The following is a 13957-nucleotide window of genomic DNA, read 5'->3' as shown; positions in this document are numbered from 1 at the left end:
TCCCCTCCGAACTGCGTCCTTTTACTAAAAAATATCCTCCGCAACCAGGGAAATATTTGCAATAGTTGGGGAGAGGGATTATAATGGAGGCGTATGTAATTTTTGAGAGAAGGAACCAATAGCATGGGAAGTAAGAATGAATTATTGAAGAAGATAGATGATGGATACCCCAAATTCAGCAAAGGTCAGAAGAAACTGGCGGATTTTATCCGGAAGGACTATGACAAAGCTGCATTCCTCACCGCCGCCAAGATGGGAGAGGAAGTCGGAGTCAGTGAATCTACGGTTGTGCGGTTTGCCACAGCGCTGGGGTATGATGGATATCCGGAGTTTCAGAAAGCATTGGGGGAACTGGTCAGGACGAAACTGAACTCGATTCAGCGTATGGAAGTGACGTATGGAAGGATCAGCCAAGGGGAGATTCTTGCATCTGTGCTGCAGTCGGATATTGAGAAGATCAAGATGACAATGGAAGCGATTGATCATGAAGCCTTTGAACTGGCGGTAGATACGATTCTGAAGGCAAGGAAGATCTATGTGGTGGGAATTCGAAGTTGTGCACCGCTGGCGAGTTTCCTGTGCTTTTATCTGAATCTTGTGTGTGATGACGTGGTTGCGGTGAATACGAATAGTTCCAGTGAGATATTCGAGCAGATGCTTCGAATTAATGAAGAAGATGTTATTATCGGAATTAGTTTTCCAAGGTATTCGATGCGTACGTTGAAGGCACTGGAATATGCAAGCAACCGGAAAGCGAAGGTTATCACGTTGACGGACAGTGTACATTCTCCGATGACAATCTATTCGTCTTGCAATCTGATTGCAAGAAGTGATATGGCATCCATTGTGGATTCGTTGGTGGCACCATTAAGTGTAGTGAATGCGCTGGTAGTGGCGTTGTGCATGAAGAAGCAGAAGGAGGTTATTACGACCTTAGAGACGTTAGAGCAGATCTGGGACGAGTATCAGGTGTACAGTAAGGATGAACTGAACCTGGTGGGCGATAAAGTAGAATTATCTGGCAGCATAGAGGATAGAAGTAATGAGTAAGGTACTGGTAGTCGGAGGCGGCGCAGCAGGGATGTTCGCGTCGATTATTGCGGCGAGGAATGGGCACGAGGTCCATGTGTTTGAAAAGAATGAAAAATTAGGGAAAAAATTGTTTATCACAGGAAAGGGCAGATGTAATATCACGAATGCAGGCGATATGGATACGCTGTTCTCATCGGTGGTCAGCAATTCGAAGTTCTTATATAGCAGTTTCTATGGATATACGAATCAGGATGTGATACAGTTCTTTGAAAATCTGGGTGTTCGCACGAAGATTGAAAGAGGCGATCGGGTATTTCCAGAGTCGGATCATTCTTCGGATGTCATTAGAGCGATGGAAAAAGAGATGAAGCGTCTTGGCGTGGACATATATCTGTATACCAGAGTCTTGAATGTTCATGCACAGAATGGGAGATTCCTGGATGTTGAACTGGCTGATGGAACGAAGGTAGGCGGAGATGCCTGTATCGTTGCAACAGGAGGATTATCCTATCGGTCAACAGGCTCGACGGGTGACGGATACAGGTTTGCTACGGAGAACGGGCATCAGATTGCGGAATGTATGCCGTCCCTTGTGCCAATGGAGACAAAAGAATCCTGGGTAAGTGAACTGCAGGGGCTTTCCCTTCGGAATGTAACTGCTTCGATCTATCGGGGTAAAAAACAACTGTATCAGGAATTCGGCGAGATGCTTTTTACACATTATGGTGTTAGCGGACCATTGATCATCAGCGCCAGCAGTTATGTTGGTAAGAAATTAAAGGATCAGGAATTGAGACTTGAGATAGATCTAAAGCCGGCTCTTAGTGCGGAGCAGTTGGATCAGAGGGTGCTGAGGGATTTTGAAGAGAATCACAATAAGCAGTTTAAGAATGCGATTGGCAGATTATTCCCGTCAAAATTAATTCCTGTTATGATAGAATTAAGTGGGATTGATCCGGAGAAGAAGGTGAATGTCATATCGAGAGAGGAGCGTCAGAAGTTCGTGCATTTGATTAAGCATCTGACGATGACTTTGACGGGGCTTCGGGATTACAATGAAGCGATTATCACAAAGGGTGGAATCAAGACGAAAGAGATTGATCCTGGTACGATGGAGTCAAAATATGTAGAAGGGCTTTATTTCGTAGGCGAGGTACTGGATCTGGATGCACTGACAGGAGGATTCAACCTGCAGATCGCCTGGTCTACGGCCTATGCGGCAGGAAGCAGTATTATATAGAAGAAAAGGAGAAAAAGGATGAAGGCACAGTATACGATGAATTATATAGAGACAAAAGAGGTTTTGGCGGATACCTTGAAATTATATGGAGTTTCCAGACTAAGTAAGAATTACAGGATCATAGTTTCGTTTGCAGGAGTGTTTGCAATAGGAATGTATATATATTATGGAAAGCCATTTGGAGGGAATCCTACAGAGAATATTCTGATCGTCATGAAGATGCTGCTCTTATGGCTGGCTGCTTATGTTGTAGGGGAAGTATTCGCCAGGACTGCCGGAAAATGGCTGGAATTGACTTCTGCAACTGGAGATGCAGAACAGTTATATAAATTGAAGATGAATAAAAACGGAAAACCACTTAAAGTACGCGTTGAGTTTTTTGAGGATCATTTTACCAATTATGCAAGTAACAAGTCTCAGGAATACCGCTATGCAGATGCGATCAAATTAATTGAGTCCAAAGATACCATAGGAATCGTAGTGCATCTGGATGATGGGAAAAAGCCGTTTTTCGGATTTCCGAAAGCAGGGCTTGAGAATGCGGATATTGAAGAGTTCAAACGTTTCCTTGAGGACAAATGTCCCGGAGCAAAAGAAGGATTCCAGAAGATGACATATAAGGCTTAAGGAAGAAGATAAGGAGAAAGATGATGGGATATAATGTAGCGATTGATGGTCCGGCGGGAGCCGGAAAAAGTACGATTGCCAAACTGGTGGCAAAGGAAAAAGGATATATCTATGTGGATACAGGCGCAATGTACCGTGGACTGGCCATTCATTTCCTGGAAAAAGCAATTGTGGCAGGCGAGACGGACAAGATTGTCGAGGCGTGTAAGGACGCGGAGGTTACCATACGGTATGAAGAGGGTGCCCAGCAGGTGTATCTGAATGGAAGGAATATTACTGCAAGACTGCGCGAAGAAGCGGTTGGAAACATGGCATCTAAGAGTTCCGTTATTCCTGAGGTGCGCGCAAAACTTCTGGAACTTCAGAGGGAACTTGCAAAAGAGCAGGATGTGATCATGGATGGAAGAGATATCGGTACCTGCGTATTGCCGGATGCAGATGTGAAAGTGTTCCTGACAGCGAGCGTAGAGACACGCGCGAAGCGCCGCTATGACGAATTGACGGAAAAAGGGGTTGCATGTAATCTGGAAGAGATTGCAAAAGACATAAAAGAGCGTGATGAGCGTGATTCTACCCGTGAGATTGCACCGCTTAAGAAAGCAGAGGATGCAGTTCTTGTTGACAGTTCTCGTATGACAATTGATGAGGTCGTCAGGACAATTGTAGAATTGTGCAGATAGGTGGAGAAAAATATGAAGGTTGAATTAGCGAAAACTGCCGGATTCTGTTTTGGCGTGAAGCGGGCGGTTGATACGGTGTATGAGCAGGTGGAACGCTATCAGGGAAGCAAGATCTATACCTATGGTCCGATCATCCATAATGAGGAAGTGATTAAGGATCTGGCCAGTAAAGGTGTGGAAGTGATTCGTTCTGAAGAGGAACTGGATCAGATAGAAGCGGGTGTTGTGATTATCCGGTCCCATGGAGTATCAAAAGAAATCTATGACAAATTGAAGGAAAAAGAAGTGGTCTGCGTAGATGCTACCTGTCCGTTTGTGAAGAAGATCCACAACATTGTGGCGGAAGAGAGTGCGAAAGGCTCCTATATCATAATCATAGGAAACAGCGAGCATCCTGAAGTGATAGGAATCAGAGGATGGGCAGGAGAACAGGCTTGCGTACTTCAGACAATCGAGGATGCTGAAGGTTTTCGACTGGAGAATGTAAGCCAGAAGGTCTGTATCGTCTCCCAAACGACATTTAATTACAATAAATTCAAAGATTTAGTTGAAATAATCGCTAAAAAGCGTTATGATATAATTGTTTTAAATACGATTTGCAATGCGACAAAAGAACGTCAGGAAGAGGCGCGTCAGATTGCAGAGAGAGTAGAGGCTATGATTGTAGTGGGAGACAAGCATAGTTCGAATACTCAGAAGTTATTTGAAATATGTAAGAAGGAATGTTTGAATACGTACTATATACAGACACTTGACGATTTGGATACGAATCAATTAAGGTCCGTGGAAACAGTAGGTATTACAGCAGGGGCATCCACGCCCAATAATATAATTGAGGAGGTTCAAAATAATGTCAGAATTAACTTTTGAACAAATGTTGGAAGAGTCATTTAAGACAATAAGAAATGGAGAGGTTGTAGATGGTACTGTCATCGATGTAAAGCCCGATGAAATCATCTTAAATATAGGATATAAGGCAGACGGTATCATTACAAGAAGTGAGTACACGAATGAGGCGAATGCAGATCTGACTACGATGGTATCTGTTGGAGATACAATGACTGCAAAAGTGCTGAAAGTGAACGATGGCGAAGGTCAGGTATTATTAACATATAAGAGACTGGCTGCTGAAAAAGGTAATGAAAGATTAAAAGAAGCATTCGAGAATCATGAAGTGCTGAAGGCTCCTGTAACTCAGATTCTTGGAGGCGGATTGAGCGTAGTCATTGATGAGGCAAGAGTATTCATCCCTGCAAGCCTTGTGTCAGATACCTACGAGAAAGACCTGAGCAAGTATCAGGATCAGGAGATTGAGTTCGTGGTCAGCGAGTTCAATCCGAGAAGGAACCGTGTGATCGGTGATAGAAGACAATTGCTTGTTGCTGAGCGTGCTGAGAAGCAGAAAGAGTTATTTGCTAAGATTCAGCCGGGCGACAGAATGGAAGGAACCGTTAAGAACGTAACAGACTTTGGCGCGTTTATTGATCTTGGCGGAGTAGATGGTCTGCTTCATATCTCAGAGATGTCCTGGGGACGTGTTGAGAATCCTAAGAAGGTATTCAAAGTAGGCGAGAATGTAGAAGTAATGATCAAAGAGATTCATGATACCAAGATTGCACTTAGCCTTAAGTTCCCGGAGACGAATCCGTGGGCGAATGCTGCTGAGAAGTATGCAGTTGGCACAGTGCTTGAAGGAAAAGTTGCAAGAATGACAGATTTTGGTGCGTTTATTGAACTGGCACCTGGCGTAGATGCATTGCTTCATGTGTCCCAGATCTCCAAAGCACATGTTGATAAGCCGTCAGATGTATTATCTGTAGGACAGGTGATTACGGCTAAGATTGTTGATCTGAATGAAGCTGATAAGAAGATCAGTCTGAGTATGAAAGCATTAGAGCCGGCTGCTGATGAAGCACCAGAGATGGAAGGCGTGGAAGATGTTGCTGAAGAAGGAACAGTCGAAGAATAATTTGAAGTCGAATAATGCATTATTATGAGAGATAGAGACCACTTGGTCTCTATCTTTTGTGTGTTAAAAAATCGACAAGATGTTCGTGGAAATATACAATGAAATCCCAGGATTCACTGGATAATTGGGGAAATTTCATGTATAGTATAAACAGAGTAAAAAGGAAGGAAGGAAAAAGGGATGGCATTGTTAACATTTAAGGGTGGTATCCACCCGGATGACGGCAAGAGCCTGGCAAAAGATAAGGCGATTGTCGAAGTGAAACCCAAAGGGGACCTGGTTTATCCAGTATCCCAGCATATCGGGGCTCCGGCTAGTCCGGTAGTAGCGGTTGGCGACCGTGTATTAAAAGGCCAGATGATAGCAGAAGCCGGAGGATTCGTATCCGCTCCTATCTATGCATCGGTATCAGGAAAAGTAAAAGCCATTGCTCCGCATCTGAATCCAACAGGAGGAACAGTCAACAGTATTGTCATTGAGAATGACGGTGAGTATGAGGAAGTTGAGTACCCTGCTGTAAAACCTCTTGACGAGATGACGAAAGAGGAGATACTGAACACAATCGGCAACGCTGGTGTTGTTGGTATGGGTGGTGCCGGTTTCCCGACAAAGGTAAAATTGTCACCGAAGGAGCCGGAAAAGATTGATTATATCATTGCCAACTGTGCAGAGTGCGAACCATATATTACAGCGGACTACAGATCTATGCTGGAGACACCTGAGAAATTGGTTGGCGGAATGAAGATAGTTCTGAAACTCTTCGATAATGCAAAAGGTATCTTTGGAGTGGAAGACAATAAGCCAGATTGTATCGAAAAATTAAAAGAACTTACAAAAGATGAGCCTCGTATGGAAGTACTTGCGTTAAAGACCAAGTATCCACAGGGAGGAGAACGTCAGTTGATCTACGCGACCACAGGAAGAGCGATTAACTCTGCGATGCTTCCGGCAGATGCAGGATGCGTTGTGGATAACGTGGCTACATTGATCAGCATCTATCAGGCTGTGGCTGAAGGAAAACCATCTATGGAGCGTGTAGTTACCGTGAGTGGCGATGCAGTGAATGAGCCTGGCAATTTCAGAGTGCCATTTGGAATGAATCAGGCAGAACTGGTAGAAGCGGCTGGCGGATTCAAAGTAGAGCCTGAGAAACTGATTTCTGGTGGACCGATGATGGGATTCTCCATGTTTTCACTGGATGTGCCGGTTACCAAGACTTCTTCGTCTATTCTAGGATTTACGAAAGATGAAGTTGCCAAGTTTGAGCCTACCGCATGTATTAACTGCGGACGCTGTGTAGATGCCTGTCCAAGCAGACTGATTCCGTCAAGACTTGCAGATTATGCGGAACATCATGACGAGGCGACATTTACAAAATTCAATGGATTGGAGTGTATGGAATGCGGATCCTGCAGTTTCGTATGTCCTGCAAAACGTCCTTTGAAGCAGGCAATTGGTTCAATGAGAAAGATTGCATTGGCAAATCGTAGGAAGAAATAATCAATCAAATAGAAGAGGAAGAGGTGAACAAACGTGAGTGAGAATAGATTAAAAATGTCATCTTCACCACACATACGTTCCAAAGTTACTTCAGGCAATATCATGCTGTATGTAACGATTGCACTGTTGCCGGCTTCTGCCTTTGGTGTATGGAACTTTGGATTGTCAGCGCTCATCATGTTGATCTGTACAACAGCATCGGCGGTTCTGACAGAATACATATATGAAAAATTAATGCATAAGAAAATTACAATCAATGACTGGAGTGCGGTTGTTACCGGTCTGCTTTTGGGACTTAATATGCCGGCTTCCGCGCCATGGTGGATGGGTGTCCTGGGCGGCATATTCGCAATCCTGATTGTAAAACAACTCTTTGGAGGTCTGGGACAGAACTTCATGAACCCGGCTCTTGGAGCAAGATGTTTCCTGTTGATTTCATTTACAAGCCAGATGACGACGTTCATCTATGACGGTGTATCAGGACCTACTCCACTGGCGAACCTTAAGGCTGGCGAGGCAGTGAACAGCATGGATATGCTGATCGGTACGATTCCTGGAACCATTGGTGAGACATCTGTGATCGCAATTATTATTGGTGCGATCTTCCTGATTCTTATGGGCGTAATCGACTTAAGAATTCCAGGAACTTACATTGTAACATTCGTAATCTTTATTGGTATCTTCGGACATTTTGCGAATCCTGATGTAGGATTCTTTGATCCTCAGTATATTACCGCGCACCTGTGTGGTGGTGGTCTGATGCTTGGAGCATGGTTCATGGCTACCGATTACGTTACTTCTCCGATTACGAAGAAGGGACAGATCGTATATGGAATGCTGCTTGGTATCCTGACCGGACTTTTCCGTCTCTTTGGCGGTTCCGCAGAAGGTGTATCTTATGCGATTATTATCAGTAACCTTTTAGTACCATTGATTGAAAGGGTTACTCTTCCAAAACCATTTGGTAAAGGAGGAGAGAAATAATGAATAAAATATTGAAAAATACATTGATTCTTACAGCGATCACTCTGATTGCCGGTCTGGGTCTGGGTCTTGTATATGAGATCACAAAGGCGCCGATCGCAGCAGCACAAGAGACCGCGAAGAAGGAAGCATGGCAGCAAGTATTCCCGGAGGCTTCTCTGGATGATTTCGAGCAGGTTGATGTAGATCAGGCGGCTGCTGACAAAGCAATTGCTGACATGGGTGTGAATGCAACGATTGATGAAGCCTGTACTGTAGGTGATGCGGGATTTATCGTTACTACAACGGATAAGGACGGATTCGGCGGAAGCATTCAGGTTACAGTAGGTATTACAGCCGATGGCACCGTGAATGGTGTTTCTATCCTGTCTATTAGCGAGACTGCAGGTCTTGGTATGAAGGCAACAGAGCCGGCATTCTATGGACAGTATGAAGGCGTACAGGCTGAGAAGTTCGTAGTATCTAAAGACGGCGGGGACGGAGAGCCGATTGATGCACTTAGTGGAGCAACCATTACATCAAGAGCGGTAACCGGTGCTGTGAACGCTGCCCTCGGATATTATCAGAATGCATTTCAATAGGAGGTAGTTAAGATGAATAGATGTACCGAAAGAGTATATAACGGTCTGGTCAAAGAGAATCCTACCTTCGTTCTGATGTTAGGTATGTGTCCGACCCTGGCGGTAACAACATCCGCCATTAACGGTGTAGGTATGGGCCTTTCAACAACGGTCGTACTTGTACTGTCGAATATGTTGATATCCATGCTGCGTAAGATCATCCCGGATTCAGTCAGAATGCCGGCGTTCATCGTAGTCGTAGCATCATTCGTAACAATTGTACAATTCCTGCTGGAAGGTTTCGTTCCAAGTCTGTATGCTTCACTTGGATTATACATTCCGCTGATCGTAGTTAACTGTATTATCCTTGGTCGTGCCGAGAGTTATGCATCCAAGAATCCGGTGATTCCATCTATCTTTGATGGTATCGGTATGGGACTTGGATTTACGTTTGGACTTACATGTATCGGTATTGTGCGTGAATTGATTGGTACTGGAGCAATCTTTGGACAGCAGATCCTGCCATTAGCTGATGCGGCTGCAGGCAAGGGCGGCTATGTGCCGGTGACAATCTTTATCCTTCCACCTGGAGCATTCCTTGTTCTGTCTGGTCTTGTAGCACTTCAGAACAAGATAAAGAACAATGCTGCTAAGAAGGGCAAGAAGGTAGCAGAGTCTGCAGGATGTGGAGAAGGCGGATGTGCTTCATGTGGTAACGGCGCATGCGGCGGTAAAGTCTTCCCAACAGGAAATGAAGAATAGGAGGAGTACATAGATGAAAGAATTATTGATTATTGCAATTGGTTCAGCTCTTGTTAATAACGTTGTACTCAGCCAGTTCCTGGGAATTTGTCCGTTCCTTGGTGTATCTAAGAAGGTTGATACTGCAGCAGGTATGGGCGGAGCGGTAGTATTCGTTATTACGATTGCTTCATTTGTTACAGGTTTGATCTATAAATTTATTCTGACACCACTGGGATTCGAATATTTACAGACTATCGTATTTATTCTGATCATTGCAGCGCTGGTACAGTTTGTAGAGATGTTCTTAAAGAAGGCTATGCCGCCTCTTTATAATGCGCTGGGTGTATACCTGCCTTTGATTACAACGAACTGTGCGGTACTCGGTGTAGCCCTTACAAACGTACAGAAGGAGTATAACCTTCTTCAGGGCGTAATCAATGGTATCGGAACATCTGTCGGATTCCTGATTGCCATCGTTATTATGGCTGGTATCCGTGAGAAGATCGAATATAATGATATTTCAGAGTCCTTCCAGGGAACACCAATCGTGCTGGTTACAGCCAGCCTTATGGCGATTGCATTCTGTGGATTCTCAGGGCTGATATAGGAGGGAGCAGAAACGATGAGTGTTACAGGTATTATTCTTGCTGCTGTGATCGTAGGCGGCACCGGGTTATTCATTGGTGTGTTCCTTGGAGTTGCAGGCAAAAAATTCGCAGTAGAAGTAGATGAAAGAGAAGAAGCGATCCTTGGCGTGCTTCCTGGCAACAACTGTGGTGGATGCGGTTATGCAGGATGTTCAGGTCTCGCTGCTGCAATCGTAAAGGGCGAGGCTGAGATTGGCGGATGTCCGGTTGGCGGAGCGCCGGTTGCAGAGAAGGTCGGAGCAATCATGGGTGTGGAGGCAGGAGCATCTGTACGCCAGGTTGCATTCGTAAAATGTGCAGGAACTTGTGACAAGGCACATCAGGAATATGAATATCATGGACTGAATGACTGTGTTATGGTGAACATGATGCAGGCAGGCGGACCAAAGGCATGCAATTATGGATGTCTTGGTGAAGGAAGCTGTGTGAAGGCATGTCCATTTGATGCGATTCATATTGTGGATGGAATTGCTGTTGTCGACAAGGAAGAGTGTAAGGCATGTGGCAAGTGTATTGCAGTATGTCCGAAGAAACTGATTGAACTGGTTCCATATGATCAGAAGCATATGGTTCAGTGCAGTTCCAGAGACAAAGGTAAAGACGTTATGAAGGCATGCTCTGTCGGATGTATCGGATGTAAGATGTGTGAGAAAGTCTGCCAGTTTGATGCAATCAAGGTAGAAGGCAATGTTGCGCATATTGATCCGGAGAAATGTACGAACTGTGGTGCATGTGCTGCAAAATGTCCGAAGAAGATTATCTTATAGGATGATAATTGTCAAGATGAGACGTACTCTTAAACAAGTAATAAGTGATGCTTTCCATAAGTTATGGGAAGATATGATATCAGCAAAATGGGTGATTATTTTTATAATCGCCTATTTTGCGTTCATAAAGAGATTCTTATACAGCCTGTGTCTGTTGGTGGCAATCACGGGATATCCATGTCCGGGATGCGGGATGACGAGGGCAGCTTTTTGTCTGCTGCATCTGGATTTTGCGGAAGCATTTCGGATGCATCCATTCATCTATGTGATTGGAGGATATATGGCGATATTCGCATGGAACCGCTATATTCGCCTGAGAAAAGCAGGAAAGTTCTTGAATATAACGCTGATTGCAATAATGATTGCGATGATATTATTCTATTTATGGAGGATGAAGATGTATTTTCCGGGAGATCCGCCTATGAGTTATTATCCGGGGAATCTGCTCGCTAAAGTGTTCGCAGTTTTCAATAGCAATTGAAATTGTAGCAAGTGCATGGTAGAATAGGAGCAAGATGAATGAGGAGGATATTACAATGGAAAATAATTATGATAATATACCAGAAGAAAATAATGCTTCCAAGCAGGAGAATGCGAGTCCTGATGTAGAACAGCAGAAGGTGGAGCCAAGCCAGCAGTATACAGATCCGAATGCAGGGACTCGGTATAGCGACCCGAATGCGGGTCAGCAGCCATACAACAGTCAGACATATCAGTATGCAGGGCAGAATGGGTATCAGCAGGGTGGTTATAATTATCAGCAGAATAACTATAATAATCAGGGTTACAACTATCAGGATAATTATAACTATAATACAGGATCATATAACCAGGTAAATAATCAGGGAATGGATATGCGTCCTCTGACGATGGGAGAGTGGGTACTTACTATATTAGCACCGATGATTCCTTGTGTAGGAATAATCTTTTATTTTGTGTGGGCGTTCAGTAAGACTGGCAACATCAACAGAAGAAATTATTGCCGTGCCTCTCTGATTATAACAGGTGTATGTTTACTGATCTATATCGTGTTCATTGCAATTTTTGGTGTTGCACTTTTTGGATCTTATGGTGTCTATTAGACAGGAGAAGAAGAGTTATAAGAAAACCCTCGCGGATGTTAACCGTGAGGGTTTTATATATACTGCTGAATTATTTGTTCTGAAAATTCCTGGAATAATGAAGTTTGTTATCATTGGTGATGAATATCGCATCTACATTATCTAATTGATTAATCAGTTTCATGCCTTCATCATAGCCCAGCAGGAAGCAGGTGGTGCTTAATGCATCGGCAGTAAGTGATGAATTGGTAATGATCGTTACACTGTTCAGATTGTTTTCACAAGGATAACCAGTGTTCGGATTCAGAATATGATGATAGATCTTGCCATCTGCCTCGAAGTACCGCTGGTATATGCCAGAGGTTACAACGGATTTGTTGGATATTTTGACAGAGGTAATCGGGCTGCCGGTTTCGTCAAACGGTTTCTGGATACCGATGTTATAATCTGACCCGTCTAGCTTATTCCCCATGGCGAGTACATTTCCACCAAGATTGATCATAGCATGTTCTACACCCTGGCTCTCCAGGTAATCTTTTAAGCGATCCGCAATATATCCTTTGGCAATGGCTCCCACGTCAATTCCGGCATTAGGATCGGTCAACCGGACGGTATTATCTTTGATAATGATATTGTTATAATTGACATGACTGACTGCACTGGTAACTGCATCTGGTGCGGGAACGGCTGCCTCTTCGGATTTAAAATCCCATAGGTCAGATACAGGAGCAATGGTGATATCGAATACACCTTTGGATAATTCGCTGTAATAGATCCCTTTTTTTATTAAAGTGATGGTCTCCTTGGAAACCTCTACAGGATTGCCACCTGCATGATTGATCTGTGATATCTCGCTGTCTTCCACTTTGTTCGAGAACATAGCATCGTATTTTTTGCAGAGTTTCTCGCAGCCTTTTAATACATCATCGTCGATAGCGTCATAGATATCGATCTTGATTACCGTATCGAAAAGAGTGTCTGTGTAGGTCTGGTTGCGTTCTTTGGGAAGTCCGGAACAGCCGGACAGAAGAAGAACAGCGGATGTCAGTAATGCGGTTATTCTTTTTAATCTCATAAAACACCTCGTGATTGTTAGGATGGTGCGGCTCTTAGCCTACGATTAAGTATAACACAAAAAATAAGATATGCAATCGAACATGTGGTTGAAGGGTTAGATTTGTTGTGTTAAAATGGTTCGTATAGGGTTCATGGAGAATGAAAGAGGTAGAAGATATGAAGAATGGTTTGAAGAAGAAGGACTGGATGCTGATAGGGATTATTGTATGTGTGGCTGTGCTGGTGACTCTTGTCCATGTGTTTATAGGAGGTAAAGGGGCGAGTAAAGTGACTGTTAAGGTAGACGGTGTGATTCAGGGGACTTATAGTTTGTCTGAGGATCAGGAGATTGAGATCAATGGGGGCACTAATATTCTTCAGATTAAGAATGGAAGGGCTAAGATGATAGAGGCGGATTGCCCGGATCAGTTGTGTGTGCATCAGAAAGCAGTGTCCATGAATCACGAGAGTATCATCTGCCTTCCGAATAAAGCGGTTGTAACGGTAGAAAGCAGTGAAAGCAGTGAGTATGATGCTGTAGCGAACTGATGAAAGAGTTTGGCTGGGGATGAAGATACTGGGAGGAAGATTGCGTGAGAAGCAGAGTGGCATATTTTGGCGTATTTACAGCATTGGCTTTGATTTTTAGTTATGTGGAGACTTTGATACCGATCAATTTTGGAATTCCAGGTGTCAAGTTGGGACTGGCGAATCTGATTATTGTGATAGCATTATATAAGATGAAGTTAAGAGAGACTTATCTGTTATCGGTGGTCAGAGTACTATTGTCTGGTTTTATTTTTGGTAATTATTTTAGTATTATATATAGTCTTGCAGGAGGAATTTTGAGTCTGACCGTAATGGCTCTTCTTAAGAAGCGGGAGGGCTTCAGTGTTATGGGGATCAGTATCGCCGGCGGCGTATTTCACAATATCGGACAGTTGGTTGTGGCTATGTTGGTTGTAGAGACATTCAGTGTAGCATATTATGTTCCGGTGCTTTTGATCGCCGGAATGATTACCGGGCTGATGATCGGAATCGTAGCGAATGAGATGTTGAAAAGACTGGTAAATATACAATTGTAGGAGGA

At 43.8% G+C, this 13957-nt stretch carries 17 protein-coding genes; 16 read left to right on the top strand and 1 reads right to left on the bottom strand.

Annotated elements, in window-relative coordinates; genetic code table 11:
- Positions 1-123: 123 nt before the first annotated feature.
- From ACQRBN_RS14840 to ACQRBN_RS14775, 14 genes are all read left to right on the top strand, one after another.
- On the top strand, positions 124-1050 hold the full coding sequence (locus ACQRBN_RS14840; protein WP_427739800.1) for a MurR/RpiR family transcriptional regulator: 927 nt from the start codon (positions 124-126) through the stop codon (positions 1048-1050).
- Entirely contained in the window at positions 1043-2272 is a 1230-nt protein-coding gene (locus tag ACQRBN_RS14835; RefSeq protein WP_427739799.1) for an NAD(P)/FAD-dependent oxidoreductase, read from the top strand. Before ACQRBN_RS14840 ends, ACQRBN_RS14835 begins: the two co-directional genes overlap by 8 nt.
- 18 nt (positions 2273-2290) lie before the next feature.
- On the top strand, positions 2291-2899 hold the full coding sequence (locus ACQRBN_RS14830) for a YcxB family protein (RefSeq protein ID WP_427739798.1): 609 nt from the start codon (positions 2291-2293) through the stop codon (positions 2897-2899).
- A 23-nt stretch (positions 2900-2922) separates the two neighbouring features.
- Entirely contained in the window at positions 2923-3579 is a 657-nt protein-coding gene (gene cmk, locus ACQRBN_RS14825; RefSeq protein ID WP_427739803.1) for a (d)CMP kinase, read from the top strand.
- A 12-nt stretch (positions 3580-3591) separates the two neighbouring features.
- Entirely contained in the window at positions 3592-4449 is an 858-nt protein-coding gene (gene ispH, locus ACQRBN_RS14820; RefSeq protein WP_427739797.1) for a 4-hydroxy-3-methylbut-2-enyl diphosphate reductase, read from the top strand.
- Positions 4430-5548 carry a 30S ribosomal protein S1 gene (gene rpsA / locus ACQRBN_RS14815; protein ID WP_427739796.1) on the top strand — a complete coding sequence of 373 codons (1119 nt, stop codon included), beginning with the start codon at positions 4430-4432 and terminating at the stop codon, positions 5546-5548. Before ispH ends, rpsA begins: the two co-directional genes overlap by 20 nt.
- 180 nt (positions 5549-5728) lie before the next feature.
- Complete coding sequence (gene rsxC, locus ACQRBN_RS14810; protein WP_427739795.1) at positions 5729-7048, top strand: electron transport complex subunit RsxC; 1320 nt, start codon at positions 5729-5731, stop codon at positions 7046-7048.
- Between the two features lie 54 nt (positions 7049-7102).
- Entirely contained in the window at positions 7103-8032 is a 930-nt protein-coding gene (locus tag ACQRBN_RS14805; protein WP_427739802.1) for an RnfABCDGE type electron transport complex subunit D, read from the top strand.
- Entirely contained in the window at positions 8032-8613 is a 582-nt protein-coding gene (locus ACQRBN_RS14800; RefSeq protein WP_427739794.1) for an RnfABCDGE type electron transport complex subunit G, read from the top strand. Before ACQRBN_RS14805 ends, ACQRBN_RS14800 begins: the two co-directional genes overlap by 1 nt.
- A gap of 12 nt (positions 8614-8625) precedes the next feature.
- The gene (gene rsxE / locus ACQRBN_RS14795; RefSeq protein WP_427739793.1) at positions 8626-9354 is read left to right on the top strand and encodes an electron transport complex subunit RsxE; all 729 of its coding nucleotides are present in this window, start codon (positions 8626-8628) and stop codon (positions 9352-9354) included.
- 13 nt (positions 9355-9367) lie between these two features.
- The gene (rsxA, locus tag ACQRBN_RS14790; protein ID WP_427739791.1) at positions 9368-9943 is read left to right on the top strand and encodes an electron transport complex subunit RsxA; all 576 of its coding nucleotides are present in this window, start codon (positions 9368-9370) and stop codon (positions 9941-9943) included.
- Positions 9944-9958: 15 nt separating this feature from the next.
- Entirely contained in the window at positions 9959-10750 is a 792-nt protein-coding gene (locus ACQRBN_RS14785) for an RnfABCDGE type electron transport complex subunit B (RefSeq protein ID WP_427739790.1), read from the top strand.
- A gap of 73 nt (positions 10751-10823) precedes the next feature.
- A complete protein-coding gene (locus ACQRBN_RS14780; protein WP_427739789.1) occupies positions 10824-11231 on the top strand; it encodes a DUF2752 domain-containing protein in 408 nt (135 codons plus the stop codon).
- A 55-nt stretch (positions 11232-11286) separates the two neighbouring features.
- Positions 11287-11832: a hypothetical protein gene (locus ACQRBN_RS14775; RefSeq protein ID WP_427739787.1), complete on the top strand. Its 546-nt coding sequence runs from the start codon at positions 11287-11289 to the stop codon at positions 11830-11832.
- Between the two features lie 70 nt (positions 11833-11902).
- Here the strand turns inward: ACQRBN_RS14775 and ACQRBN_RS14770 are convergent, their stop codons facing one another.
- A complete protein-coding gene (locus ACQRBN_RS14770) occupies positions 11903-12886 on the bottom strand; it encodes an FAD:protein FMN transferase (RefSeq protein WP_427739786.1) in 984 nt (327 codons plus the stop codon).
- Positions 12887-13044: 158 nt separating this feature from the next.
- Here ACQRBN_RS14770 and ACQRBN_RS14765 point away from each other — a divergent pair, with 158 nt between their 5' ends.
- Positions 13045-13416, top strand: coding sequence for a NusG domain II-containing protein (locus ACQRBN_RS14765; protein WP_427739785.1), 372 nt, complete (start codon positions 13045-13047; stop codon positions 13414-13416).
- A 44-nt stretch (positions 13417-13460) separates the two neighbouring features.
- Positions 13461-13952, top strand: a complete 492-nt coding sequence (locus ACQRBN_RS14760; RefSeq protein WP_427739784.1) for a Gx transporter family protein — start codon at positions 13461-13463, stop codon at positions 13950-13952.
- Positions 13953-13957: the final 5 nt, after the last annotated feature.

The sequence above is a fragment of the Bariatricus sp. SGI.154 genome (assembly GCF_050313795.1).
GTDB lineage: Bacteria > Bacillota > Clostridia > Lachnospirales > Lachnospiraceae > CAMBRQ01.
Note: the sequence above shows the minus strand (reverse complement) of the source record. Positions and strands in the feature narration are given on the sequence as shown.

What these genes read in the sequence shown, in the direction of transcription:
- ACQRBN_RS14840 (WP_427739800.1), top strand. Translation starts at nt 124, where the DNA reads ATGGGAAGTAAGAATGAATTATTGAAGAAGATAGATGATGGATACCCC.
- ACQRBN_RS14835 (WP_427739799.1), top strand. Translation starts at nt 1,043, where the DNA reads ATGAGTAAGGTACTGGTAGTCGGAGGCGGCGCAGCAGGGATGTTCGCG.
- ACQRBN_RS14830 (WP_427739798.1), top strand. Translation starts at nt 2,291, where the DNA reads ATGAAGGCACAGTATACGATGAATTATATAGAGACAAAAGAGGTTTTG.
- cmk (WP_427739803.1), top strand. Translation starts at nt 2,923, where the DNA reads ATGGGATATAATGTAGCGATTGATGGTCCGGCGGGAGCCGGAAAAAGT.
- ispH (WP_427739797.1), top strand. Translation starts at nt 3,592, where the DNA reads ATGAAGGTTGAATTAGCGAAAACTGCCGGATTCTGTTTTGGCGTGAAG.
- rpsA (WP_427739796.1), top strand. Translation starts at nt 4,430, where the DNA reads ATGTCAGAATTAACTTTTGAACAAATGTTGGAAGAGTCATTTAAGACA.
- rsxC (WP_427739795.1), top strand. Translation starts at nt 5,729, where the DNA reads ATGGCATTGTTAACATTTAAGGGTGGTATCCACCCGGATGACGGCAAG.
- ACQRBN_RS14805 (WP_427739802.1), top strand. Translation starts at nt 7,103, where the DNA reads ATGTCATCTTCACCACACATACGTTCCAAAGTTACTTCAGGCAATATC.
- ACQRBN_RS14800 (WP_427739794.1), top strand. Translation starts at nt 8,032, where the DNA reads ATGAATAAAATATTGAAAAATACATTGATTCTTACAGCGATCACTCTG.
- rsxE (WP_427739793.1), top strand. Translation starts at nt 8,626, where the DNA reads ATGAATAGATGTACCGAAAGAGTATATAACGGTCTGGTCAAAGAGAAT.
- rsxA (WP_427739791.1), top strand. Translation starts at nt 9,368, where the DNA reads ATGAAAGAATTATTGATTATTGCAATTGGTTCAGCTCTTGTTAATAAC.
- ACQRBN_RS14785 (WP_427739790.1), top strand. Translation starts at nt 9,959, where the DNA reads ATGAGTGTTACAGGTATTATTCTTGCTGCTGTGATCGTAGGCGGCACC.
- ACQRBN_RS14780 (WP_427739789.1), top strand. Translation starts at nt 10,824, where the DNA reads ATGATATCAGCAAAATGGGTGATTATTTTTATAATCGCCTATTTTGCG.
- ACQRBN_RS14775 (WP_427739787.1), top strand. Translation starts at nt 11,287, where the DNA reads ATGGAAAATAATTATGATAATATACCAGAAGAAAATAATGCTTCCAAG.
- ACQRBN_RS14770 (WP_427739786.1), bottom strand. Translation starts at nt 12,886, where the DNA reads ATGAGATTAAAAAGAATAACCGCATTACTGACATCCGCTGTTCTTCTT.
- ACQRBN_RS14765 (WP_427739785.1), top strand. Translation starts at nt 13,045, where the DNA reads ATGAAGAATGGTTTGAAGAAGAAGGACTGGATGCTGATAGGGATTATT.